The sequence below is a fragment of the Phycicoccus sp. 3266 genome (genome assembly GCF_031456495.1).
Lineage (GTDB): Bacteria > Actinomycetota > Actinomycetes > Actinomycetales > Dermatophilaceae > Pedococcus.
This window is the reverse complement of record NZ_JAVDUW010000002.1, coordinates 721,109-741,536: the sequence shown is the minus strand read 5'-3', so window position 1 is coordinate 741,536 and position 20,428 is coordinate 721,109. Positions and strand designations below refer to the sequence as shown.

Here is a 20,428-nt window from a genome sequence, read left to right as displayed (position 1 = left end):
AGACGGGTGGGACACGGGCACGGTAGCGTCTGGGTCACCGTGGCGCCCCGCCGCGGCAGGTTCTCTCGGGACGCTCGTCCCGGCCAACCAGGAAGCAGAGGTGTCACGTGGTGGTCCAGGCCTACATCCTGATCCAGACCGAGGTCGGCAAGGCGGCGACAGTGGCCGAGGCCATCGCAGGCATCGCCGGGGTGGTCCTGGCCGAGGACGTCACCGGTCCCTACGACGTGATCGCCCGCGTCGAGGCCAACACCGTCGACGAGCTGGGCAAGCTCGTCATCGCCAAGATCCAGGACGTCGCAGGCATCACCCGCACGCTGACCTGCACCGTCGTCCACGTCTGACGTGCGCCGCGCCGCGCGTCGGCGCGCGCTCCTGGCAGCCGCCGGCCTCCTGATCCTCGGGACGGCCGGCGCTGTCGTGTATGCCGTGTGGCCACGCGGCGTCGACGTCGCCGTGCCGGACTACGCCGGCACCGGCTGCGACGCGGCGTCCCGGGCGTGGCCGCAGCGCGTCGCCGGCCGGGACGGCGTCGACACCTCGCCGGCGTCCGCCCGCACCCGCGCCTGGGGCGACCCCGCCGTCGTCGCGCGGTGCGGCCTGCCTGCGCTCGGCCCGACGACCGACGAGTGCCTCGACGTCGACGGCGTCGGCTGGGTGGTCGAGCAGCTGTCCGACGGCGCCCGGTTCACGACGTTCGGCACCGACCCCGCGATCGAGGTCCTCGTCCCCAAGGCGTACGCCCCCGAGCCGCTCCTCCTGCCCGCGTTCGGCCCGGCCGCGAAGGCCCTCCCCCAGAACGGCCGCCACTGCTCCTGAGGGCTACCGCAGGCCGACGGGGCGCTCGAGCGCGAGCTGGATCAGCTCGTCGATCAGGTCGCGGTAGGACAGGCCGGTCGCCTCCCACATCTGCGGGTACATCGAGTGCGGCGTGAAGCCGGGCATCGTGTTGATCTCGTTGATGACGACGTCACCGGCGTCGGTGTAGAAGCAGTCGACCCGCGCCAGCCCCTCGCACCCGAGCGCCTCGAACGCGGCGGCCGCGAGCCGCTGCACCTCCTTGGACACGGTGTCGGGGACGTCCGCCGGGCACGACAGCACCGCCCCCTCGTCGAGGTACTTCGCCTCGAAGTCGTAGAACTCGTGCCCGCCCTCGACGGTCACCTCGATCTCGCCGACGTGCGACACCCGCGGGCCGTCGGTGCCCCGCCCCTGGAGCACCGCACACTCGATCTCGCGGCCGACGATCCCCTGCTCGACGACGACCTTGCGGTCGTGCTGGCGGGCGATCTCGATGGCGCCCTCGAGCGCCTCCGGGTCGGACACCTTGGAGATGCCCATGCTGGACCCGGCCCGCGCCGGCTTCACGAAGACGGGGTACTTCAGCGCCGCGACGGCCTCCATGGCCGCCGCCTTGTCGCGGCGCCACTGCACGTCGGTGACCACGACATACGGACCGACCGGGAGCCCGGCCCCCGCGAAGAGCACCTTCATGTAGTGCTTGTCCATGCCTGCGGCGGAGGCGAGGACGCCCGACCCGACGTAGCGGATGTCGGCCATCTCGAGCATGCCCTGGATCGTGCCGTCCTCACCGAACGGCCCGTGCAGCAACGGGAAGACCACGTCGACCTCACCGAGGTCGCGCGGGATCTCCTGCGCCTCGAACGTCGTCAGCGTGCGGTTGGTCGTGGCCAGCGGCACGACGACGCCGGCGCCGCTGTCCGCGGCCACCTCGGGGGTGGCCGTGGCGGTGAGCTCGAGCCGCGAGGGGTCGCCGTCTGAGAGCACCCAGTGGCCCTCGCGGGAGATCCCGATCGGGATGACGTCGTAGGTGTCGCGGTCGATCGCGCGCATGACGCCCGCGGCCGTCGCGCACGAGACCGCGTGCTCCGAGGAGCGGCCGCCGAAGACGATGGCGACGCGCGGCTTGCGGGGCGTGGGCTGGTCGGTGCTCATCGCCGACGAGCGTATCCCGCCCGGTGGCCCGCGCCCTCACCCGCCGCGCCCCACGCCTACGCTGGCCGCGTGACCTCCCACGACCTGCCCGACGTGCCCGGGACCGCGGCGCACGACGCCGCTCACGACGACCTGTCCCCCGCCTCGCGCGTGGTGGCGCTCGGGCGCCCGGCTCGCGTCCCGGGCGCCGGCGTCAGCCCTCCCCTGGAGCTGTCCTCGACGTATGCGGCGGGCGGACCGCAGGGGTACGCCCGGGGCGGCAACCCGACGTGGTCGGCGTTCGAGGAGGCCCTGGGCAGCCTCGAGGGCGGCGACGCGCTGGTGTTCGCCTCCGGCATGGCGGCCGTGAGCGCCGCCCTGTCCCTGGCGCCCCACGGCAGCCCCGTCGTCGCCTCCAAGACCGCCTACAACGGCACCGTCGCGTCGCTGCTCGACGCCGAGCGCGACGGCAGCCACGAGGTGCGCTGGGTCGACCTCACCGACACCGCCGCCGTCGTCGCGGCGCTCGACGGCGCCGCCCTGGTCTGGCTGGAGTCGCCGAGCAACCCGCTCCTGGAGGTGGCCGACCTGCCCGCCATCGCCGCGGCGGCCCGCGAGCGCGGCGTCCTGTCCGTGTGCGACAACACCTTCGCCAGCCCCCTGGGCCAGCAGCCGCTGTCGTTCGGCGTCGACGTCGTCGTGCACTCGGTGACCAAGTACCTCAGCGGGCACAGCGACCTCATCCTCGGCGCCACCGTCACCGCCGCCACCGAGGCGGGCCGGGCGCTGCACGACCGGCTCGAGCACCACCGCCTGCTCGGCGGGGCCATCGCCGGCCCGATGGAGACCTGGTTGGCCCTGCGCGGGCTGCGCACCCTCCACGTGCGGCTCGAGCGCGCCACCACGAATGCCGCGGCGCTGGCCGAGCGGCTCCACGGCCACCCGTCCGTGGAGCGCGTCCGCTACCCCGGCTTCGGGGCGATGGTGTCCCTCGAGGTCGTCGGCGGGCCCGAGGCCGCCGAGCGCGTCGCGGCGGCCGTCCGGCTGTGGAGCCACTCCACCAGCCTCGGCGGCGTCGAGTCGCAGGTCGAGCGCCGTCGCCGGCACGTCCTGGAGCCCGAGACCACCCCCGAGAACCTGCTGCGCCTGTCGGTCGGCATCGAGGACGTCGACGACCTCTGGCGCGACCTCGACCAGGCCCTGCGCCACGCCTGACCCGGCGGGCGACCCGTCAGTCGGTCTCGTTCTTGAGCTCGCGCTGCATGAGCGCGCCGACGACGTCCTTGGGCGAGCGCCCGTCGTGGACGACGGCCGCCACCTGCTCGATGATCGGCACCCGGACGTCGTGCTCGTGCGCGAGCTGCAGGATCGACTCGCAGGACTTCACGCCCTCGGCCGTCTGCCTGGTGACCGCGACGACCTCGGCGACCGACATGCCCTTGCCGAGGTTGACCCCGAACGTGTGGTTGCGCGACAGCGGCGACATGCACGTGGCGATGAGGTCGCCCACCCCCGCGAGGCCCGCGAACGTCATGACGTCCGCCCCGAGCGCGAGCCCCAGCCGGGTCGTCTCGGCCAGGCCGCGGGTGATGATCGACGCCTTGGAGTTGTCGCCCATGCCGAGCCCCTCGGCCATGCCGACCGCGAGGGCGATGACGTTCTTGACGGCGCCGCTGATCTCGGTGCCGACGACGTCGGTGTTCGTGTACGGGCGGAAGTAGGGCGGGTTCGAGGCACGAGCCACCATGTCCGCGACCGACTCGTCGACGCACGCGACGACGCTGGCCGCCGGCTGCTTCTTGGCGATCTCGGGGGCGAGGTTGGGCCCCGACACGACGACGATGCGGTCCTGCGGGACGCCACCGGCCTCGTGGATCACCTCGCTCATCCGCTTCGTGGTGCCGAGCTCGACGCCCTTCATCAGCGACACGACCGCCTTGGCGTCGCCGAGGACGTGCCCCCAGGTCGCGAGGTTGGTCCGCAGCGTCTGGGAGGGGACGGCCAGCACGACGATGTCGGCACCGCTGACGGCCTCCTCCGGGTCGGTGGTGGCGGTCACCGTGGGCGGGAGGGCGAGGTCCGGGAGGTAGTCGCGGTTGCAGCCGGCGTTGACCTGGTCGACGGCCTCCTGCCGGCGGCCCCACATGCGGACGGGGGTTCCCCCGTCGGCGAGCACGGCGGCATACGCGGTCCCCCAGCTGCCCGTGCCGAAAACCGCTGCGGTGCTCACCGACCACCCCGCTGGGAACGGCGGAAGTTGCCGGTCTCGGGGAGGCCGTGGGTGCGGGAGTCGAACCGCTCGGTGGGCGCCTGCTCGCCGCGGATCTGCTCGAGCTGGACGGTGAGTGCGGCCATGATCCGCGAGGTCGCCTCCCGGAGCAGCGTCGAGGTCACCGGCTGGTCGTACAGGTCGGACAGGTCGACGGGCGGACCGGCCGTGACGTGCATCGTCTTGCGGGGCAGGAGGCGCAGCTTCCTGCTGTAGGGCGCGAGCAGCTCCTGCGGCCCCCACTGGGCGACCGGGATGACCGGGCAGCGCGTGGCCAGGGCGATGCGCGCGGCACCGGTCTTGCCGACCATCGGCCACAGGTCGGGGTCGCGGGTCAGCGTGCCCTCGGGGTACACGCCCACGGCCTTGCCCTCCTGCACCGCCGCCACGGCCGCGCGGAACGCGTCCGCCGCCTTGCCGGTGTTGCGGTAGACCGGGATCTGCTGCGCGGCACGCAGGATCGCCCCCACGACGGGCACCCGGAACACGCCCTCCTTGCCGAGGAAGAACGCCGGTCGCCCGTTGTCGAGCATGAAGTGGGCGAACACCAGCGGGTCGGTGTAGGAGAGGTGGTTCGGCGTCGCGACGAAGCCGCCCTCCCGCGGGAGGTTCTCGGCACCGTGCCAGTCGCGCCGGGTCAGGACCATGAGCAGCGGCCGCAGGATCGCGACGACGGCTCGGTAGGCGAACGGCAGCGGGTCACGGCTGCGGGGGGCCACGTGCTCTCCATCTCCGGTGGGGGTTGTGCATGGGCATCCTCGCGGGTCGAGGGGTCGGTGTCGAGCGGCCTCGCCAGCACTGGGACGATCGCCCTGATGACCGCATCCCCGCCGTGGCAGCTCGTCGTCCCGGTCAAGGGCGGCCCTGCCGCCAAGACCCGCTTGCACCCGCCGACCGGTGTCGACCGGGCCGAGCTGGCGCTCGCCCTCGCCACCGACTGCCTCGCCGCGTGCGTGGCCGGTATGCCGCGTGGCCGCGTCCACGTCGTCACCGCGGACGCCCGGGTGGCGCAGCTCGCGACGACGCTGGGCGCGCGCGTGGCCGCCGACCCCGGTGGCGGCCTCGACGCGGCGGTGCTGGCCGGCCGCGGTGCCGCCCTGGCCGCCGACCCGGGTGCTGCGGTCGCGGTGCTGCTCGGCGACCTGCCGTCCCTGCGCGCCGAGGACCTGCGCGCCGCGCTGGAGGCGGCGTCGGCACACGAGCGCGCGGTGGTCCCCGACGCCGACGGCACCGGCACGGTACTGCTCACCGCCGGACCGGGCGCGGACCTGGTGCCGGCCTTCGGGCAGGGTTCGGCGGCGCGGCACGAGGTGGCCGGGCACACGCGCCTCGAGCTGGACCTGCCGCGGCTGCGCCGGGACGTCGACGACGACGGGGCGCTGCGTGCCGCGCTGGCGCTCGGTGTCGGCGCGGCCACCGGCGCCGTGCTGTCGGGGCGTGGCTACGCTGCAGCCATGCAGGCCAGCGTGCACACCTTCGACGAGGAGGACGGGTCGGGGTCGGCCCTGCTCGACGACGGACGCGAGGTCACCTTCAGCGGTGAGGTGTTCGCGGCCAGCGCGCTGCGGCACCTGCGTCCCGGGCAGCGGGTCAGCATCGACCTCGCCGGCGCCGGCGGCCCGGTCAGCCGGCTGTGGATCGTCGGCATCGGCGACGACCAGACCATCGGCTGAGCCGCCCGGCCACCACCGCACCCCACCCCGCCCTTCCTTCCGACTTCTTGCCCGGTCCGCACCGTCTCGGGGTCGGATCCGGCCCCGGACGGCGGCTGCGGGGCAAGAAGTCGGGGTGGGGCGGGGGCGGTCAGGCGACCTTGGGGCCGCCGACCTCGTAGTGGGCGCCGAGGGCGTCCAGCTTGTCCGAGAACCGCTCGTAGCCGCGGTAGATGAGGTCGATGCCGTGCACCGTCGACTGCCCCTCGGCCGCGAGCGCCGCGATGAGGTAGCTGAAGCCTCCGCGCAGGTCGGGGACGGTGATCTCCGCACCCCGCAGCGGCGTCGGGCCCGAGATGACGGCGCTGTGGCGGAAGTTGGCCCGCCCGAACCGGCACGGTGACCCGCCCAGGCACTCGCGGTAGAGCTGGATGACCGCACCCATCTCGGCCAGCGCCTCGGTGAAGCCGAGCCGGTTCTCGTAGACGGTCTCGTGCACGATCGACAGGCCGGTGGTCTGGGTGAGCGCGACGACGAGCGGCTGCTGCCAGTCGGTCATGAAGCCCGGGTGGACGTCGGTCTCGAGGACGAGTGACTGCAGGGTGTCCCCCGCGTGCCAGAAGCGGATGCCCTCGTCGTCGATGTCGAAGGCACCCCCGATCTTCCGGAACACGTTGAGGAACGGCATCATCGCCTGCTGCTGCGCACCCCGGACGTAGATGTCGCCCTTGGTGGCGAGCGCGGCGCAGGCCCACGACCCCGCCTCGATGCGATCCGGGATGGCCAGGTGGTCGTAGCCGCCGAGCCGGTCGACGCCCTCGATCCGGATGACCCGGTCGGTCTCGACGCTGATGATCGCGCCCATCTTCTGCAGCACGGCGATGAGGTCGAGGATCTCCGGCTCGACGGCCGCGTTGCGCAGCTCGGTGACGCCGTTGGCCCGCACGGCCGTGAGCAGCACCTGCTCGGTCGCCCCGACGCTGGGGTACGGCAGCTGGATGCGGGTGCCGTTCAGCCCGTTGGGCGCGGTGAGCCGCAGCCCCTCGGGCCGCTTCTGGACGTCCGCGCCGAACTGGCGCAGCACGTCGAGGTGGTAGTTGATCGGTCGGTCGCCGATGCGGCAGCCACCGAGGTCGGGGATGAAGGCCTCACCGAGGCGGTGCAGCAGCGGCCCGCAGAGCAGCACCGGCACGCGGGAGGTGCCGGCGTGGGCGTCGATGTCGGCGACGTGCGCCTGCTCGACGTTGGTGGGGTCGAGCAGCAGCTCGCCGTCACGGTCGGTCGAGTCGATCTTGACGCCGTGGAGCTCCAGCAGCCCGGAGACGATCTTGACGTCCGAGATCTCGGGGACGCCCCGCAGGCGGCACCGGTCTTCCGCCAGCAGTGCGGCGACCATCGCCTTCGAGACCAGGTTCTTGGCACCGCGCACCTCGATGTCACCCACGAGGGGGGCACCGCCGTCGACCCGAAGGAAGTTCACCATGGCGCAAGCATCCCAAACGACGACGGCGGCCGGCACCCCGAGGGGTGCCGGCCGCCGTTCCGTGCGGGAGGAGGTCAGGCCTTCTTGGCCGTCCGCTTCGCCGTGGTCTTCTTCGCCGCGGACTTCGTGGCGGTGGCCTTCTTCGCCGGGGTCGCCTTCGTGGCCGAGGCGGCCTTGGTCGCGGTCGTCTTCCTGGCGGTGGTGGTCTTGGCCGCCGTGGTCTTCTTCGCCGGGGTCGCCTTCTTGGCCGAGGCGGCCTTGGTGGCGGTCGTCTTCCTGGCGGTGGTGGTCTTGGCCGCCGTGGTCTTCTTCGCCGGGGTCGCCTTCTTGGCCGACGCCGCCTTGGTGGCCGTCGTCTTCCTGGCGGTGGTGGTCTTGGCGGTGGTGGTCTTGGCCGCCGTCGTCTTCCTCGCCGTGGTGGACTTCGCGGCTGCGGACTTCGCGGTGGTGGCCTTCGTGGTGGTGGCCGCCTTCTTGGCCGGCGTCGCCTTCCGCGCACCTGCAGCAGCGGCCTTCGTCGCGGTCCCGGCAGCGGCACGGGCACCGGCAGCGGCCGCCTTCGGCAGCGAGCGCGGGTTCTTGACGACGTCCTTGAACGCCGAGCCGGCGCGGAACTTGGGGACGACCGTCTTCTTGATCTTGACGGTGGCGCCGGTGCGCGGGTTGCGACCGGTACGCGCCGCGCGCGCCGCCTGCTCGAACGTGCCGAAGCCGGTGATCGCGACGCTGCCGCCCTTGGCGACCTCACGGATGATCACGTCGACGACAGCGGTCAGCGCCTCGCTGGCGGCCTTCCGGCTGCCCAGGCGCGACTCGAGCTCCTTGATCAGTTCTGCCTTGTTCACGTCTTCCCCTCCACAGGGTTGTGACGCCGGACCCCCTTGGCCCGACAGGTTGGGCGGTCGAGCCGCTGCCCGACGTGGGTCTGACGTTAGGGCCGTTGAGGGTCCGAGTCCACCATGTCAAGGGCCTGATCCATTGTGTCGCAACGGATTTCCGGGCCCCCGGAGGTCGATCCAGGCGCTGCGGACGCCCTGTCACCCGGCACGCACGGCGGCGAGGGTGTGGGCGTGTACTGAACCAACACCGTTGCGCCGCAACAACTTCGGCAGTTCGGGCACCTGCCTGCGGGCCCGTGGAAGGGCTCGGCGGGCCACGGAACGGGTGCGCCGGAGCAGGCGGAGACGCGCAGCGCGGATTGGCTGCCGCAACACGCCGTGTCGCGGCGCGCCGGAGCGCTCAGGCGGAGGTGGTGACCGGCTTGTATGCCGGGCGGCGGGCCTCGAAGTCCGTGATGGTCTGCTCGTGGCGCAGCGTGAGGCTGATGTCGTCGAGGCCCTCGAGCAGCCGCCAGCGGGTGTAGTCGTCGACCTCGAAGGAGGCCACGATGTCGCCCGCGGTGACGGTGCGCGACACCAGGTCGACCGTGACGGACGCGCCCGGCTCGTTCTCGAGGTACTTCCAGATGAGCTCGATGTCGTCCTGCGCGAGCTGGGCCGTCAGCAGGCCCTGCTTGCCGCTGTTGCCACGGAAGATGTCGGCAAAGCGCGAGGACAGCACGACCCGAAAGCCGTAGTTCATCAGCGCCCAGACGGCGTGCTCCCGCGAGGACCCCGTCCCGAAGTCCGGCCCGGCCACGAGGACCGAGCCCGCGGCATACGATTCGTGGTTGAGGATGAAGGTCTCGTCCTTGCGCCACGCGGCGAACAGGCCGTCCTCGAACCCGGTGCGCGTCACGCGCTTGAGGTAGACGGCGGGGATGATCTGGTCGGTGTCGACGTTGCTGCGGCGCAGCGGGACACCGATGCCGGTGTGGGTCGTGAAGGCCTGCATCAGAGGGTCCCCTCGTTCGCGCCGACGAGCTGGTCGAGGTCGGCCGGGCTGGACAGGGTGCCGCGCAGCGCGGTGGCGGCGGCGACGAGCGGGCTGACCAGGTGGGTGCGACCACCCTTGCCCTGCCGGCCCTCGAAGTTGCGGTTGGAGGTGGAGGCGCTGCGCTCCCCCGGCGCCAGCTGGTCGGGGTTCATGCCCAGGCACATCGAGCAGCCGGGCAGGCGCCACTCGGCGCCGGCCTCGGTGAAGACCTTGTCCAGGCCTTCCGCCTCGGCCTGCAGCCGGACGCGGGCCGAGCCCGGCACCACGAGCATGCGCACGCCGTCGGCGACCCTGCGGCCCTTGACCACCTCGGCGGCGGCGCGCAGGTCCTCGATGCGGCCGTTGGTGCACGACCCGACGAAGACGGTGTCGACCTTGATCTCGCGCAGCGGGGTGCCGGGGGTCAGGCCCATGTACTCCAGCGCGTGCCGGGCCGCGGCCTTGGCGGTGTCGTCACCGAGCGTCTCGGGGTCGGGGACGGCCTCACCGAGCGGGAGGCCCTGGCCGGGGTTGGTGCCCCACGTGACGAACGGCGTCAGGGTCGAGGCGTCGAGGAAGACCTCGGCGTCGAAGACCGCGTCGTCGTCGGTGCGCAGCTGGTCCCAGTCGGCGACCGCGGCGTCCCAGTCGGCCCCGGTGGGCGCGTGCTCGCGGCCCTTGAGGTAGTCGTAGGTCGTCTCGTCGGGGGCGATCATGCCCGCGCGGGCGCCGGCCTCGATCGACATGTTGCAGACCGTCATCCGCGCCTCCATGGAGAGCGAGCGGATGGCGCTGCCGCGGTACTCCAGGACGTAGCCCTGGCCACCGCCGGTGCCGATCTTCGCGATGACGGCGAGCACGATGTCCTTGGCGGTGACGCCGGGCTGCAGCTCGCCCTCGACGGTGACGGCCATGGTGCGGAACGGCTTGAGCGGCAGCGTCTGCGTGGCGAGGACGTGCTCGACCTCGGAGGTGCCGATGCCGAAGGCCAGGGCGCCGAACGCGCCGTGGGTCGAGGTGTGCGAGTCGCCACAGACGATCGTCATGCCCGGCTGGGTCAGGCCCAGCTGGGGGCCGACGACGTGGACGATGCCCTGCTCAGCGTCACCCATGGGGTAGAGCCGTACGCCGAACTCCTCGCAGTTGCGGCGCAGGGTCTCGACCTGCGTGCGGCTCACGGGGTCGGTGATCGGGCCCGGCGTGGTGGGGACGTTGTGGTCCTCGGTGGCCAGGGTGAGCTCGGGTCGACGGACACCGCGGCCGGCGAGGCGGAGCCCGTCGAAGGCCTGCGGCGAGGTCACCTCGTGGACGAGGTGGAGGTCGATGTAGAGGAGGTCCGGCTCGCCCTCGGCTCGACGGACGACGTGGGCGTCCCACACCTTCTCGGCCAGCGTTCCCGACACGTTCCCCACTCCTTCGAACCATGGTCCCGGCGCGCGCCACGCTGCGCCGTCCACCGAGCGTCGCACCTCGGACACGCGGGTGGATTTGCGTCTCAGGCACTGAGACGTCAATATCAGTGCATGGACAACACCAGTGGAGTCGGCGTTCTCGACAAGGCGGCCATCGTCCTGGGCGCCCTCGAGGCCGGGCCGTCGACCCTCGCGCAGCTGGTCACCGCGACCGGACTGGCCCGCCCCACGGCCCACCGGCTGGCCGTCGCCCTCGAGCACCACCGCCTCGTCACGCGCGACATCCAGGGCCGCTTCGTGCTCGGGCCGCGCCTGGCCGAGCTCGCCGCAGCCGCGGGCGAGGACCGGCTGCTCGCCGCCGCCGGCCCCGTCCTCGGGGCGCTGCGCGACCACACCAACGAGAGCGCGCAGCTGTTCCGCCGCCAGGGCGACCACCGCATCTGCGTCTCCGCGGCCGAGCGCCCCGTGGGCCTGCGCGACTCGATCCCCGTCGGCGCGACCCTGTCGATGCTCGCCGGGTCTGCGGCCCAGGTGCTGCTCGCCTGGGAGGAGCCGGACCGCCTGCACCGCGGCCTGCACGGCGCCAAGTTCACCGCGACGACCCTCTCGGGTGTCCGCCGCCGGGGCTGGGCGCAGAGCGTCGGCGAGCGCGAGGCCGGGGTCGCGTCGGTGTCCGCACCGGTCCGCGGCCCGAGCGGCCGGGTGGTCGCTGCGGTCTCGATCTCCGGTCCGATCGAGCGTCTCTCGCGCCAGCCCGGCCGGCTCCACGCGGCGACCGTGATGGCCGGCGCCAACAAGCTGACCGAGGTCCTCGCCCGTCACCACGCCCAGCAGCAGCAGCAGAACAACGCCTGACCGGCCGGACGGCAGGCGGCCAGCCTGCGGGTGACGGGACGTTCGACTCCGCCCACGCCGACGGCGCAGGCCGACGCTGGAGGCATGGGCCAGACACGAACCTCACGCCGACCAGACCCCTCCAGCCGGGCAGCCGTCTCCAGCCGAGCAGGAACCGCGCACCGGGCACAGGCCCCCAGCCGCGCAGGAGCGCGACGCGGCCGAGGCGTGCAGGACGGCCGGCCGCCGACACGCGAGGGGACGCAGACGACGCGGTACCTCGACGCGTGGCCGACGCGCAGGCTGATGGGGCTGCCGCTGTACCTCTGGCGGCTCGGCCTCGGACCCGTTGCCGGTCGCGTCTGGATGGTCGTGACCACCACCGGACGTTCCTCCGGCCTGCCGCGGCACGTCCTCGTCTACCCGCACCGTGTCGGGGACCACACCTACCTGTGGTGCCCGTACGGCGGCCGGTCACAGTGGTTCCGCAACCTCACGGCCGACCCCGTCGCGACGGTGCAGCACCGCGGTGACACCCGGGTCGTGCGCGCCGAGCCGCTCGCAGACGCCGACGAGGCCATGAAGGTGGTCGGCGCGCTGAGGAAGTTCGCCCGCTCCTGGTTCGCCAGCTACCTCGCCTCCCAGGGCCTTCGTGACGACGACGAGGACCTGCGCACCCACTGGCGCCGGCTGCACCTGCGCCGGCTCGACCCGGCCACCGGACCCGGACCGGAGCCGCTCAGGGCCGACCGGGCCTGGCTGTGGGCCCTACCGGCGGCCGCCGCCCTGTCGGGACGCCCCCTGCTGCGCCGGCGGCGCATCGCCGGCCGACCCGCCGCGTAGCTGCGTGACCGCCTGGCCGACTGGCTGCCTAGCCGTGGACGATGCGCTCGCGCGCGGTGTCGCCCCGCCGGCCGACCGGCACGGTCCCGGCGATCGAGGCGAGCCCGAACGGCGCCGGCCCGGCATACACGCTCTCCGCCGCCGACACGGCATACGTCTCGTGCCAGATGGTGACGGCGGTGGGGTCGGTGCGCACGGCGCGGTAGAAGTCCAGCCAGGCCGGCCGGTGCTCGAGCGGCTCGGCGTTCGCGTAGGCGTAGATGTCCTCGACGCTGCGCCACCACTGGATCATCGTCGTGCCGAGGCCGTTCACGGTCGACCGGCTGCCGAGGTAGCCCAGCGACTCCGCCTCGCCGCGCGCGGCCGCCGCCTTGTTGCGCTCGAGCTCGACGACCATGCGGGGCATCGCACGGACAGCGGTGCCGACAACGCCGACGCGCCACGGCTTGTGCACGCGCAGGCCGATGAGGAAGACCGCGAGCGGTCCTTCGTAGGCGTGGGTGACGCGATCGACCATGCCGCACTCCTTGGATAGTGGCGCTGTCCATCAGCGCTCTGCCATATTGGACAGCAGCACTATCCGATGTCAAGACCCGAGGTGCCCATGCGGATCTCCGAGCTCGCCGAGACGACCGGCGTGCCCGTCCACACCCTGAAGTACTACCTGCGCGAAGGGCTCCTCATGCCCGGCGAGGCCACCAGCCGCACCCGCGCCGAGTACGGGCCCGAGCACGTGGAGCGGGTCCGGCTCGTCCGCGCCCTCGTCGAGCACGGCGGCGTGGGGATCGCCGGCATCTCCGCGATCCTGTCGGCCCTGGGCAATCCCCCGGCCTCGCGCCACGACCTGCTCGGCATCGCCCACTACGCGCTGCCCACCCCCGGGGACGACGGCCCCGTCAGCGAGGACGTCTCCGACCTCGTCGCCGAGCTCGGCTGGAGCGTGTCGGCGCAGGCGCCGGCGGCGCGCGCCCTGAGCGTCGCCCTCGCGGCCGCGCGCGACGCCGGGGTGGGCGTGACGGCGGACGCGCTGCGCCGCTACGCGAGGGCCATGGAGCAGGTGGCCGCCGTCGACCTCGACGTCGCACTGGCCGCGGACGACCCGGCGACCGCGATGCACACGGTGGTCGTAGGGACGGTCATGGTCGACCCGGTGCTGGTCGCCCTGCGGCGGATGGCGCAGGAGTCGGTGAGCACCCGCAGGTCGTAGTCCCCCGCGATCCCCACGCCCGCGATCCGCACGTACGACCGGCCGCACCCGCGGACGGTCGTACGCACGAACAGCGGTACCGGCAAACGCGAAGAGCCCCCGTCCTAGTCGGACGGGGGCTCCTGCTCGCGTAGCCCCGACGGGATTCGAACCCGCGCTACCGCCTTGAGAGGGCGGCGTGCTAGGCCGCTACACAACGGGGCCCTAGCTGGTCTGCCGGTGACACCTCGCGGTGTCGGGCAGCGGAGAGAACCATACCGGCAGGTCGTGGATTTCTCCGAATCGGCGGGGTCTCGCGCGGAGCTCCGCCGGAGCTGGGGTACCAGGACTCGAACCTAGACTAACTGAACCAGAATCAGTCGTGCTGCCAATTACACCATACCCCAAGGGGTATCACTCCCAGCGCGCCCGAAGGCCTTCATGGGGTGAACCGAGGAGCGATACTACCGGGCCGTTCCTCGGCTTCCCAAATCGGCCCCACCGGCAGCCGGACCGGGCGCGGATTCCGGCACGCCTCAGGCGCGTTCGACCTCGCTCTGCGACTTCAGGACGCGGCTGCCGTCGTCCTGCTCGATGTCGTATGCCGGCTCGTCCCTGCTGGCGTCGCGGGTCACCGTGGAGCCCTTGATCGTCCGCGTGACGCGCTCGTGGTGGACCTCGGTGACGGTGCCCTCGGCCGTGGAGCTGCCCCACGTCCACCTGACCCTCGAGCCCTTGCGGATGGACATCAGGACCCCTCCCCCGTCGCGGCGTCGACGGACGTCCCGGTGGCCGCGTCGGCCTCGGCCGCGTCGCGCAGCCGCACCAGCGTGGCCCTGATCCCGTCGCGGTTGCGGGCGGGGAAGCGCAGCAGCTCGATGACCAGGCGCGGCCCGGTCCCGTACATCGAGTAGTCGAAGGACTCGGTGACGCGGGTGCGGTCGGCGCCGAGCGGCTCCAGCTCGTAGCGCCACCGGTGGCCACCGAAGTGGCGCCAGGCGATCCGGTGCCCCTCCTCGAACTCCACGACCCGGTTCGAGATGCGGTACGGCAGGCCGAAGAGCCGCATCTGCGCGCCGAACTGCGAGCCGCGCTCGAGCCGCTCAGGCCCCTCCACGATCGCCTGCACCGACCCGGAGCCGTCGATGCGCGCGTGCTGTCGCGGGTCGGCGAGGATCGCGAAGACGGTCTCGGCCGGGGCGGCCACGTCGATGCTCTCGGTCACGATGCGGGTCATGCCCCGACGCTAACCGCAGTGCGGGCCACCCGCACCGCGCCGGGCGCGTGAGCCCCGCCACGCCATCGCGGCGGACGTCGGCGCCGCCCGCGACACGACGGCATCACGTCGTCCGCGTGACGCCCTCGGCGTCACGTCGTCCGCGTCACGTCGTCCGTGTGACGCCGTTCGCGTGACGCCCTCGGCGTCACGCCGTCGGCACCGCGGTCAGGCGAGGTCGTCGCGCAGGCGCTGCAGGCGGGCCAGGGTCGACGTGCGACCGAGGATCTCCATGGACTCGAACAGGGGCGGGCTCACGCGCTGGCCGGACACCGCGGTCCGCAGCGGGCCGAACGCGAACTTCGGCTTGATGCCCAGGCCGTCGACCACGGCCGCGCGCAGGGCCGCCTCGATCGCCGCGGCGTTCCACGTCGACTCCGACCCGAGCACCCCGGACCGCTCGTCGCCGAGGTCCGTCAGGGCGGCGACCGCGGCGTCGAGCACCTGCGGCGCGTCCTCCTTGAGCTGCGCCCGCGCGTCGTCGGCGACCTCGAGCTCCTCGTCGGCGACGAAGAACGGCCGGACCAGGGGCGCGGCCTCGGTGAGCAGCACCATCCGGGTCTGGATGAGCTCGGTGACCGACCGCAGCCGGGCGAGCTCGCCGAGGGTCGGCTCCGCGCCCAGCACGCCCGCCTCGACGAGGTAGGGCAGCAGCCGCGAGGCCAGCTCGCCGACCTCGAGGCCGCGGACGTACACGCCGTTGAGCCAGTCGAGCTTCTTGAGGTCGAAGATCGGGCCGACGGGGTTCACCTTGCGCCAGTCGAAGTCCTTGCTGAACTCCTCGAAGGTGAACACCTCGACGTCCTCGCCCTCGGCGCCCTGTGCCGGCGGGTAGGCGAGCAGCGCGAGGAAGTTGACGAGCGCCTCGGGCAGGTAGCCCTGCTCCCGGAACCAGGTCAGCCGCGCGGCCGGGTTCTTGCGCTTGGAGATCTTGGACTTGTCGGTGTTGCGCAGCAGGGGCATGTGCGCCCACTTCGGCGGCTCGAGCCCGAGCCAGCGGTAGAGCAGGACGTGCTTGGGGGTGCTGGAGATCCACTCCTCACCGCGCACGACGTGGGTGATGCCCATCTCGTGGTCGTCGACGACGACGGCGAGGTGGTAGGTCGGGAACCCGTCGGCCTTGAGGATGACCTGGTCGTCCGGGCGCGGGGCGGAGACGCGACCGCGGATGAGGTCCTCGAAGTGCAGCTCGACGTCCTCCGGGATGAGCATCCGCACCACGGGTGTCTCGGTGAAGCCGGGCAGCGCCGCCCGCTCCTCGCGGGTCTTGCCGTGGCAGAGGCGGTCGTACCCCGTGGGCTGCTTGGTCTTCTGCTGCACCTCGCGCATCTGCGCCAGCCGCTCGGTGGAGCACCAGCAGTGGTACGCCCTGCCCTCGGCCAGGAGCCGCTCGACGTACGGCCGGTACGTGTCGAGCCGCTCGGACTGGCGGTACGGCGCGTACGGGCCGCCCACGTCCGGCCCCTCGTCCCAGTGCAGCCCGAGCCAGTGCAGCATGTCGAACACCTGCTGCTCGCTGTCCTCGCGGAACCGCGCGCGGTCGGTGTCCTCGATCCGCAGGACGAACTTCCCGCCCTGCTGGCGCGCGAACGCGAGGTTGAACAGGGACATGTACGCGGTGCCCACGTGCGGGTCGCCGGTCGGCGACGGGGCGACGCGCAGGCGCGGGGTCTGGGAGGCGGTGTCAGTCATGGTGCCCCGATTCTAGGGACCCCCGAGTGGGGGCCCGTGTGCCGTGGGGGCGGCCCCACGGCACACCTCACGTCAGCGGCGGACGAACGTGTTGGTGAGCGTGCCGATGCCCTCGACCTCGACGTCGACCCGCTGGCCGGGCTCGACCAGGCCGACGCCGGCCGGGGTGCCGGTGAGGATGACGTCGCCGGGCAGCAGGGTGAAGGCCGAGCTCGCGTGCGAGACGAGGGTCTCCACGTCGAAGATCATGTCCGCGGTGGTGCCGTCCTGACGGGTCTCGCCGTCGACCCGGCTGACCACGCGAAGGTCGGACACGTCGAGTTCGGTGTTGATCCACGGCCCGAGCGGCTTGGAGGTGTCGAAGCCCTTGGCACGGCCCCACTGGCCGTCGCCGCGCTGCCAGTCCCGGGCAGTCACGTCGTTGGCGCAGGTGTAGCCGAAGACGACCTCCTTGACGCGCTCGCGCGGCACGTCCTTGGCGATCCGCCCGATGACGACGGCGAGCTCGGCCTCGTAGGAGATCTCCTGCGCACCGGCCGGCATCACGACCGGGTCGCCGGGCCCGACGACCGCGGTGTTCGGGACGAGGAACATGAGCGGCTCCTCAGGGACCTCGCCACCCATCTCCCTCGCGTGGTCGGCGTAGTTCTTGCCGATGCCGATGATCTTGCTGCGCGGAATCACCGGCGAGAGCAGCCGCACCTCCCCCACCGGGTACCGCTCGCCCGTGGGGACGATCGGCGTGTAGAGGGGGTCGCCCTGGACCTGCACGACGAACTCGCGTCCGGGGTCGCCCTCGACCACGCCGAATGCCGGGTCGTCACCTGTCGTGTACCTCGCGATGCGCACGAGCCGACCCTACCCACGCTGCCGCCGGGACGCCTCGGGTGCCCGAGCGGGCGGCGGGGACGCCCGTCAGCGGGCGCAGAACTCGCGCCGGTAGCGCTGCGGGCTGGTGCCGACGACGGACTGGAAGTGGGTCCGCAGCAGGGACGCCGACCCGAACCCGCTGTGCGAGGCCACCGCCTCCACCGGCAGGTCGGTCTCCTCGAGCAGCTCACGGGCCCGCAGCACCCGCTGCTGCACGATCCACTTGTGCGGGGTGGTCCCCGTCTCGGCCACGAACCGGCGCGCGAACGTGCGCTCGGACATCATCGCCAGCCGGGCGAGGTCCGGGACCGTGTGCGGCTCGTCGAGGTGGTCGCTGATGTGGTCGAGCACGGGCTGGATGCTCGCGGCGTCCACCTGCGGCAGCGGGGACTCGACGTACTGCCGCTGTCCGCCGTCGCGCTGCGGCGGCACCACCATGCGGCGCGCGATGCGGGTGGCGACGGCGGACCCGAGCTCGCGGCGCACGAGGTGCAGCACCGCGTCGATCCCGGCGGCGGTTCCGGCGCCGGTGACGATCTGCCCGTGGTCGACGTAGAGGACGTCCATGGACACCTGGGTCCGGGGGAAACGGCGGGCGAACTCCTCGGCATACCGCCAGTGCGTCACGGCGGTGAGCCCGTCGAGCAGACCGGTCTCGCCGAGGATGAAGGCACCGGTGCAGATCGACAGGATCGTGGCGCCGCGCGCGTGGGCGGCGCGGATGACGTCGAGCAGCTCCTGCGGGTAGGAGTCGCGGACGCCGCCGGCCGGCATGACGACGAGGTCGGCGTCGACGGCGTCCTGCCACTGGTGGGTGGGGACGAGCGCTCCCCCACTGGTCGTCGGGACCGGCACGCCCACGGCCTCGCCGCAGGTCATGAACGTGAAGGGAGGCACGCCGTCGTCGGTGCGGTCGAGGCCGAACACCTCGCAGGCGATGGCCGTCTCGAACATGGCGACGGGGTCTGTGACGAGTGCGGCGATCGTGGACAGGGCCATGCAGGCAGTATGGCAGCAATCAGGCCTTGAGCGTCAGTTCTGCCACTCGTGGCAGTATCTGGCCGAGCGCATCATTTCTGTCATGACACTTCTCCTGCTCCTGGCCCTGACCACCGCGCTCGTCGCCGGCATCGAGCGGCACCACCGCCGCACCTGGGGACTGCCCCGGGCGCCCCACGGCGCGGACTCCTCGATCGCGTTCAGCGACCTCGACCACGACCTGGACCGCGTCCTGCACGACGCGCAGGCCGCCGCCTGAGCACCGCCCTCCGGTTCAGAGCTCGGCGATCACCGCACCGGCCATCACGGCATACCCCGTGTCGTTGGCGTGGAAGTCCAGCCGCGGCGGCGCCATCCAGGTCCACATGAGGATGCGCGCCAGGTTGAGCGGCACCGAGCCGATGCCGGGGACCGGCACGAGCGGCGTCCAGCTCGTCGTCGAGAACGCGCCGGCCACGTCGGCGACGTCGGCCCCCTGAGCCGCGGCGTTCGCCGCGATCAGCCCGTCGAAGGTCCCGAGGACGACGAGCGACTTCTGCGCCAGCGGCAGGCCCGACGGCCCCTGCAGCGCGTACACGAGGAACGGGTCGTAGTAGTTGAGGACGACGATGTGCGCCTGCGGGGCCGCGGCGTGCAGCCGCTCCATGATGGTCGGCAGGTTCTGCCGCAGGGTCGCCAGCGCCGGGTCGATGCAGCTGTCCTGCAGGCCCGAGAAGCCGCACTTGGCGATGTCGTTGCCGCCGATGTCGAGCGTCACCAACCGCGTCGTGAGGCGGTGGGCGTGGAGGAACTCGACCGCCTGGTCGAGCTGGCTGCCCTCCTCGTAGGTGCACTTCCCGCCCTCGATCATCGACGTCGTCGTCTCGCCTGAGCAGGCGAGGTTGACGAGCTTGGTCCTGGGTGCCGTCTGCTGCAGGGCCGCGAGCGTCGGGCCGGCGTAGCCCTCGGTCGGGTGGTCGACGCCGAGCTGGTAGCCGGCCGCGAGCGAGTCGCCGAGCGACAGGTACCAGCCAGTGGCCTGCTGCTGCCCGCGGTCCGACGGGGCCGCGGAGGCGGCGGTCGGCGCGACGAGCAGCGCGACGGCTGCGAGGAACGTGACGAGGATGCGACGCTGCATGGAACCCTCCCGGGACGTGGTGGCCCCACGCTGCCACCGCGGGGCCGGCGGCGCCATACGTCTCGTTACGCTTGACAACCGATGACCGGGACCGTGCTGGACGAGCAGGCGTGGCGCGCCCTCGAGGCGGCGCACGCCGACCGGGCCGACGCCGCGACCGCCGCGCACCGCGCCCGGCGCTCGGACGGCCGCCGGCACCCCGTCGAGGACTTCCTCTTCACCTACTACCCGTTCTCCGCCGGGCGGCTGCGGCGCTGGCACCCCGGGACAGGGGTCCGGCTCGAGGGGGCGGCCGGTACCGAGCGGGCCGGGTGGCGGCACCACCGCACCGTCGGCGACGCGGTGGAGCTGGACACCCCGGCATACCTCGCCGACCGAGGGCGCACGGTCGACTTCGTCCGCCGCCTGGTGTCGGCGACGGCCGCACGCCCCGCGCAGCTCGGCTGCTTCGGGTTGCACGAGTGGGCCATGGTGTATCGGCAGCGCGAGGAGGAGGTCAGGCACTCCGGCTGGCCGCTGCGGCTGGGCTCGTCGGGCACCGACGACCTCGTGGAGTCGCTGCGGATCCGCTGCACGCACTTCGACGCGTTCCGCTTCTACACCCCGCCCGCCCGACCGCTGAACGTGCTGCAGCCGACCCGCGAGACGCAGGTGGCGCTGGAGCAGCCCGGCTGCCTGCACGCCGGGATGGACCTCTACAAGTGGTGCATGAAGCTCGGCCCGGCCGTGCCCGGCTACCTCACCCTCGACGCGTTCGACCTCGCGCGCGAGATCCGCGAGCTCGACATGCGGGCCTCGCCGTACGACCTGCGCGAGCTGGGCTACGACCCGGTGCCGATCGAGACGCCCGCCGGGCGCGCGGAGTATGCCGCGGCGCAGCGGGCCTTCGCCGACCGCGGCCAGGCCATCCGGCAGCGACTCCTGCAGGCGCTGGACGGGTTGGTGGCGCCCACCGCGTAGTGCGGGCGGCGGCCGCCGCGCTCGACCGGGCCCCGTCCCCACCCGA

The 20,428-nt window shown here is 72.8% G+C and carries 23 protein-coding genes and 2 tRNA genes; 9 read left to right on the top strand and 16 right to left on the bottom strand.

Annotation, left to right across the window (positions count from 1 at the left end):
* Window positions 1-110 precede the first annotated feature (110 nt).
* Both J2X64_RS13355 and J2X64_RS13350 read left to right on the top strand, forming a co-directional pair.
* Window positions 111-344 carry an Lrp/AsnC ligand binding domain-containing protein gene (locus J2X64_RS13355; protein ID WP_310155252.1) on the top strand — a complete coding sequence of 78 codons (234 nt, stop codon included), beginning with the start codon at window positions 111-113 and terminating at the stop codon, window positions 342-344.
* A 1-nt stretch (window position 345) separates the two neighbouring features.
* Window positions 346-819, top strand: a complete 474-nt coding sequence (locus tag J2X64_RS13350; protein ID WP_310155249.1) for a DUF3515 family protein — start codon at window positions 346-348, stop codon at window positions 817-819.
* A gap of 3 nt (window positions 820-822) precedes the next feature.
* On the opposite strand, the gene J2X64_RS13345 is transcribed toward J2X64_RS13350, so the two are convergent.
* Window positions 823-1,956: a D-alanine--D-alanine ligase family protein gene (locus tag J2X64_RS13345; protein ID WP_310155247.1), complete on the bottom strand. Its 1,134-nt coding sequence runs from the start codon at window positions 1,954-1,956 to the stop codon at window positions 823-825.
* 69 nt (window positions 1,957-2,025) lie between these two features.
* Here J2X64_RS13345 and J2X64_RS13340 point away from each other — a divergent pair, with 69 nt between their 5' ends.
* Window positions 2,026-3,150 carry a trans-sulfuration enzyme family protein gene (locus J2X64_RS13340; protein ID WP_397444050.1) on the top strand — a complete coding sequence of 375 codons (1,125 nt, stop codon included), beginning with the start codon at window positions 2,026-2,028 and terminating at the stop codon, window positions 3,148-3,150.
* 16 nt (window positions 3,151-3,166) lie between these two features.
* On the opposite strand, the gene J2X64_RS13335 is transcribed toward J2X64_RS13340, so the two are convergent.
* Both J2X64_RS13335 and J2X64_RS13330 read right to left on the bottom strand, forming a co-directional pair.
* Window positions 3,167-4,165 (bottom strand): NAD(P)H-dependent glycerol-3-phosphate dehydrogenase, encoded by a 999-nt coding sequence (locus J2X64_RS13335; RefSeq protein WP_310155244.1) that lies wholly within the window; start codon window positions 4,163-4,165, stop codon window positions 3,167-3,169.
* The gene (locus J2X64_RS13330; protein ID WP_310155242.1) at window positions 4,162-4,923 is read right to left on the bottom strand and encodes a lysophospholipid acyltransferase family protein; all 762 of its coding nucleotides are present in this window, start codon (window positions 4,921-4,923) and stop codon (window positions 4,162-4,164) included. Before J2X64_RS13330 ends, J2X64_RS13335 begins: the two co-directional genes overlap by 4 nt.
* 96 nt (window positions 4,924-5,019) lie before the next feature.
* On the opposite strand from J2X64_RS13330, the gene cofC reads away from it, so the two are divergent.
* Window positions 5,020-5,877 carry a 2-phospho-L-lactate guanylyltransferase gene (gene cofC / locus J2X64_RS13325; RefSeq protein WP_310155238.1) on the top strand — a complete coding sequence of 286 codons (858 nt, stop codon included), beginning with the start codon at window positions 5,020-5,022 and terminating at the stop codon, window positions 5,875-5,877.
* A 130-nt stretch (window positions 5,878-6,007) separates the two neighbouring features.
* Here cofC and murA read toward each other — a convergent pair whose 3' ends face one another.
* The 4 genes from murA to leuC all read right to left on the bottom strand — a co-directional run bounded on the left by murA (window position 6,008) and on the right by leuC (window position 10,596).
* Window positions 6,008-7,339, bottom strand: a complete 1,332-nt coding sequence (gene murA / locus J2X64_RS13320) for a UDP-N-acetylglucosamine 1-carboxyvinyltransferase (RefSeq protein ID WP_310155235.1) — start codon at window positions 7,337-7,339, stop codon at window positions 6,008-6,010.
* 74 nt (window positions 7,340-7,413) lie between these two features.
* The gene (locus J2X64_RS13315; RefSeq protein WP_310155232.1) at window positions 7,414-8,184 is read right to left on the bottom strand and encodes an HU family DNA-binding protein; all 771 of its coding nucleotides are present in this window, start codon (window positions 8,182-8,184) and stop codon (window positions 7,414-7,416) included.
* A 394-nt stretch (window positions 8,185-8,578) separates the two neighbouring features.
* The gene (gene leuD, locus J2X64_RS13310) at window positions 8,579-9,172 is read right to left on the bottom strand and encodes a 3-isopropylmalate dehydratase small subunit (protein ID WP_310155230.1); all 594 of its coding nucleotides are present in this window, start codon (window positions 9,170-9,172) and stop codon (window positions 8,579-8,581) included.
* Window positions 9,172-10,596: a 3-isopropylmalate dehydratase large subunit gene (leuC, locus tag J2X64_RS13305; RefSeq protein ID WP_310155227.1), complete on the bottom strand. Its 1,425-nt coding sequence runs from the start codon at window positions 10,594-10,596 to the stop codon at window positions 9,172-9,174. Before leuC ends, leuD begins: the two co-directional genes overlap by 1 nt.
* 120 nt (window positions 10,597-10,716) lie before the next feature.
* On the opposite strand from leuC, the gene J2X64_RS13300 reads away from it, so the two are divergent.
* Window positions 10,717-11,460, top strand: coding sequence for an IclR family transcriptional regulator (locus J2X64_RS13300; protein WP_310155224.1), 744 nt, complete (start codon window positions 10,717-10,719; stop codon window positions 11,458-11,460).
* A gap of 207 nt (window positions 11,461-11,667) precedes the next feature.
* Complete coding sequence (locus J2X64_RS13295; protein WP_310155222.1) at window positions 11,668-12,282, top strand: nitroreductase family deazaflavin-dependent oxidoreductase; 615 nt, start codon at window positions 11,668-11,670, stop codon at window positions 12,280-12,282.
* A gap of 28 nt (window positions 12,283-12,310) precedes the next feature.
* On the opposite strand, the gene J2X64_RS13290 is transcribed toward J2X64_RS13295, so the two are convergent.
* On the bottom strand, window positions 12,311-12,799 hold the full coding sequence (locus J2X64_RS13290) for a monooxygenase family protein (RefSeq protein ID WP_310155217.1): 489 nt from the start codon (window positions 12,797-12,799) through the stop codon (window positions 12,311-12,313).
* Window positions 12,800-12,865: 66 nt separating this feature from the next.
* Here J2X64_RS13290 and J2X64_RS13285 point away from each other — a divergent pair, with 66 nt between their 5' ends.
* A complete protein-coding gene (locus J2X64_RS13285) occupies window positions 12,866-13,489 on the top strand; it encodes a MerR family transcriptional regulator (protein WP_310155214.1) in 624 nt (207 codons plus the stop codon).
* Window positions 13,490-13,620: 131 nt separating this feature from the next.
* Here J2X64_RS13285 and J2X64_RS13280 read toward each other — a convergent pair.
* From J2X64_RS13280 to J2X64_RS13250, 7 genes are all read right to left on the bottom strand, one after another.
* Window positions 13,621-13,693 (bottom strand) — tRNA-Glu (locus tag J2X64_RS13280).
* Between the two features lie 110 nt (window positions 13,694-13,803).
* Window positions 13,804-13,875: transfer RNA gene (locus J2X64_RS13275), tRNA-Gln, on the bottom strand.
* A 129-nt stretch (window positions 13,876-14,004) separates the two neighbouring features.
* A complete protein-coding gene (locus J2X64_RS13270) occupies window positions 14,005-14,217 on the bottom strand; it encodes a DUF2945 domain-containing protein (protein ID WP_310155211.1) in 213 nt (70 codons plus the stop codon).
* Window positions 14,217-14,705: an SRPBCC family protein gene (locus tag J2X64_RS13265; RefSeq protein ID WP_310155208.1), complete on the bottom strand. Its 489-nt coding sequence runs from the start codon at window positions 14,703-14,705 to the stop codon at window positions 14,217-14,219. Before J2X64_RS13265 ends, J2X64_RS13270 begins: the two co-directional genes overlap by 1 nt.
* A gap of 207 nt (window positions 14,706-14,912) precedes the next feature.
* Window positions 14,913-16,436, bottom strand: a complete 1,524-nt coding sequence (gene gltX, locus J2X64_RS13260) for a glutamate--tRNA ligase (RefSeq protein WP_310155206.1) — start codon at window positions 16,434-16,436, stop codon at window positions 14,913-14,915.
* A gap of 72 nt (window positions 16,437-16,508) precedes the next feature.
* Entirely contained in the window at window positions 16,509-17,285 is a 777-nt protein-coding gene (locus J2X64_RS13255) for a fumarylacetoacetate hydrolase family protein (RefSeq protein WP_310155203.1), read from the bottom strand.
* A gap of 66 nt (window positions 17,286-17,351) precedes the next feature.
* Window positions 17,352-18,305, bottom strand: a complete 954-nt coding sequence (locus J2X64_RS13250; protein WP_310155201.1) for a helix-turn-helix domain-containing protein — start codon at window positions 18,303-18,305, stop codon at window positions 17,352-17,354.
* Between the two features lie 82 nt (window positions 18,306-18,387).
* Here J2X64_RS13250 and J2X64_RS13245 point away from each other — a divergent pair, with 82 nt between their 5' ends.
* A complete protein-coding gene (locus tag J2X64_RS13245; protein WP_310155198.1) occupies window positions 18,388-18,564 on the top strand; it encodes a hypothetical protein in 177 nt (58 codons plus the stop codon).
* 15 nt (window positions 18,565-18,579) lie between these two features.
* Here the strand turns inward: J2X64_RS13245 and J2X64_RS13240 are convergent, their stop codons facing one another.
* Complete coding sequence (locus J2X64_RS13240; protein ID WP_310155195.1) at window positions 18,580-19,422, bottom strand: GDSL-type esterase/lipase family protein; 843 nt, start codon at window positions 19,420-19,422, stop codon at window positions 18,580-18,582.
* Between the two features lie 81 nt (window positions 19,423-19,503).
* Between J2X64_RS13240 and J2X64_RS13235 the strand changes: the two genes are divergently transcribed.
* Complete coding sequence (locus tag J2X64_RS13235; RefSeq protein WP_310155192.1) at window positions 19,504-20,382, top strand: 3-methyladenine DNA glycosylase; 879 nt, start codon at window positions 19,504-19,506, stop codon at window positions 20,380-20,382.
* Window positions 20,383-20,428 lie beyond the last annotated feature (46 nt).

What these genes read in the sequence shown, in the direction of transcription:
- gltX (WP_310155206.1), bottom strand. Translation starts at nt 16,436, where the DNA reads ATGACTGACACCGCCTCCCAGACCCCGCGCCTGCGCGTCGCCCCGTCG.
- J2X64_RS13285 (WP_310155214.1), top strand. Translation starts at nt 12,866, where the DNA reads ATGTCAAGACCCGAGGTGCCCATGCGGATCTCCGAGCTCGCCGAGACG.
- J2X64_RS13345 (WP_310155247.1), bottom strand. Translation starts at nt 1,956, where the DNA reads ATGAGCACCGACCAGCCCACGCCCCGCAAGCCGCGCGTCGCCATCGTC.
- murA (WP_310155235.1), bottom strand. Translation starts at nt 7,339, where the DNA reads ATGGTGAACTTCCTTCGGGTCGACGGCGGTGCCCCCCTCGTGGGTGAC.
- cofC (WP_310155238.1), top strand. Translation starts at nt 5,020, where the DNA reads ATGACCGCATCCCCGCCGTGGCAGCTCGTCGTCCCGGTCAAGGGCGGC.
- leuD (WP_310155230.1), bottom strand. Translation starts at nt 9,172, where the DNA reads ATGCAGGCCTTCACGACCCACACCGGCATCGGTGTCCCGCTGCGCCGC.
- J2X64_RS13265 (WP_310155208.1), bottom strand. Translation starts at nt 14,705, where the DNA reads ATGACCCGCATCGTGACCGAGAGCATCGACGTGGCCGCCCCGGCCGAG.
- J2X64_RS13245 (WP_310155198.1), top strand. Translation starts at nt 18,388, where the DNA reads ATGACACTTCTCCTGCTCCTGGCCCTGACCACCGCGCTCGTCGCCGGC.
- J2X64_RS13290 (WP_310155217.1), bottom strand. Translation starts at nt 12,799, where the DNA reads ATGGTCGATCGCGTCACCCACGCCTACGAAGGACCGCTCGCGGTCTTC.
- J2X64_RS13240 (WP_310155195.1), bottom strand. Translation starts at nt 19,422, where the DNA reads ATGCAGCGTCGCATCCTCGTCACGTTCCTCGCAGCCGTCGCGCTGCTC.
- J2X64_RS13300 (WP_310155224.1), top strand. Translation starts at nt 10,717, where the DNA reads ATGGACAACACCAGTGGAGTCGGCGTTCTCGACAAGGCGGCCATCGTC.
- J2X64_RS13235 (WP_310155192.1), top strand. Translation starts at nt 19,504, where the DNA reads ATGACCGGGACCGTGCTGGACGAGCAGGCGTGGCGCGCCCTCGAGGCG.
- J2X64_RS13270 (WP_310155211.1), bottom strand. Translation starts at nt 14,217, where the DNA reads ATGTCCATCCGCAAGGGCTCGAGGGTCAGGTGGACGTGGGGCAGCTCC.
- J2X64_RS13250 (WP_310155201.1), bottom strand. Translation starts at nt 18,305, where the DNA reads ATGGCCCTGTCCACGATCGCCGCACTCGTCACAGACCCCGTCGCCATG.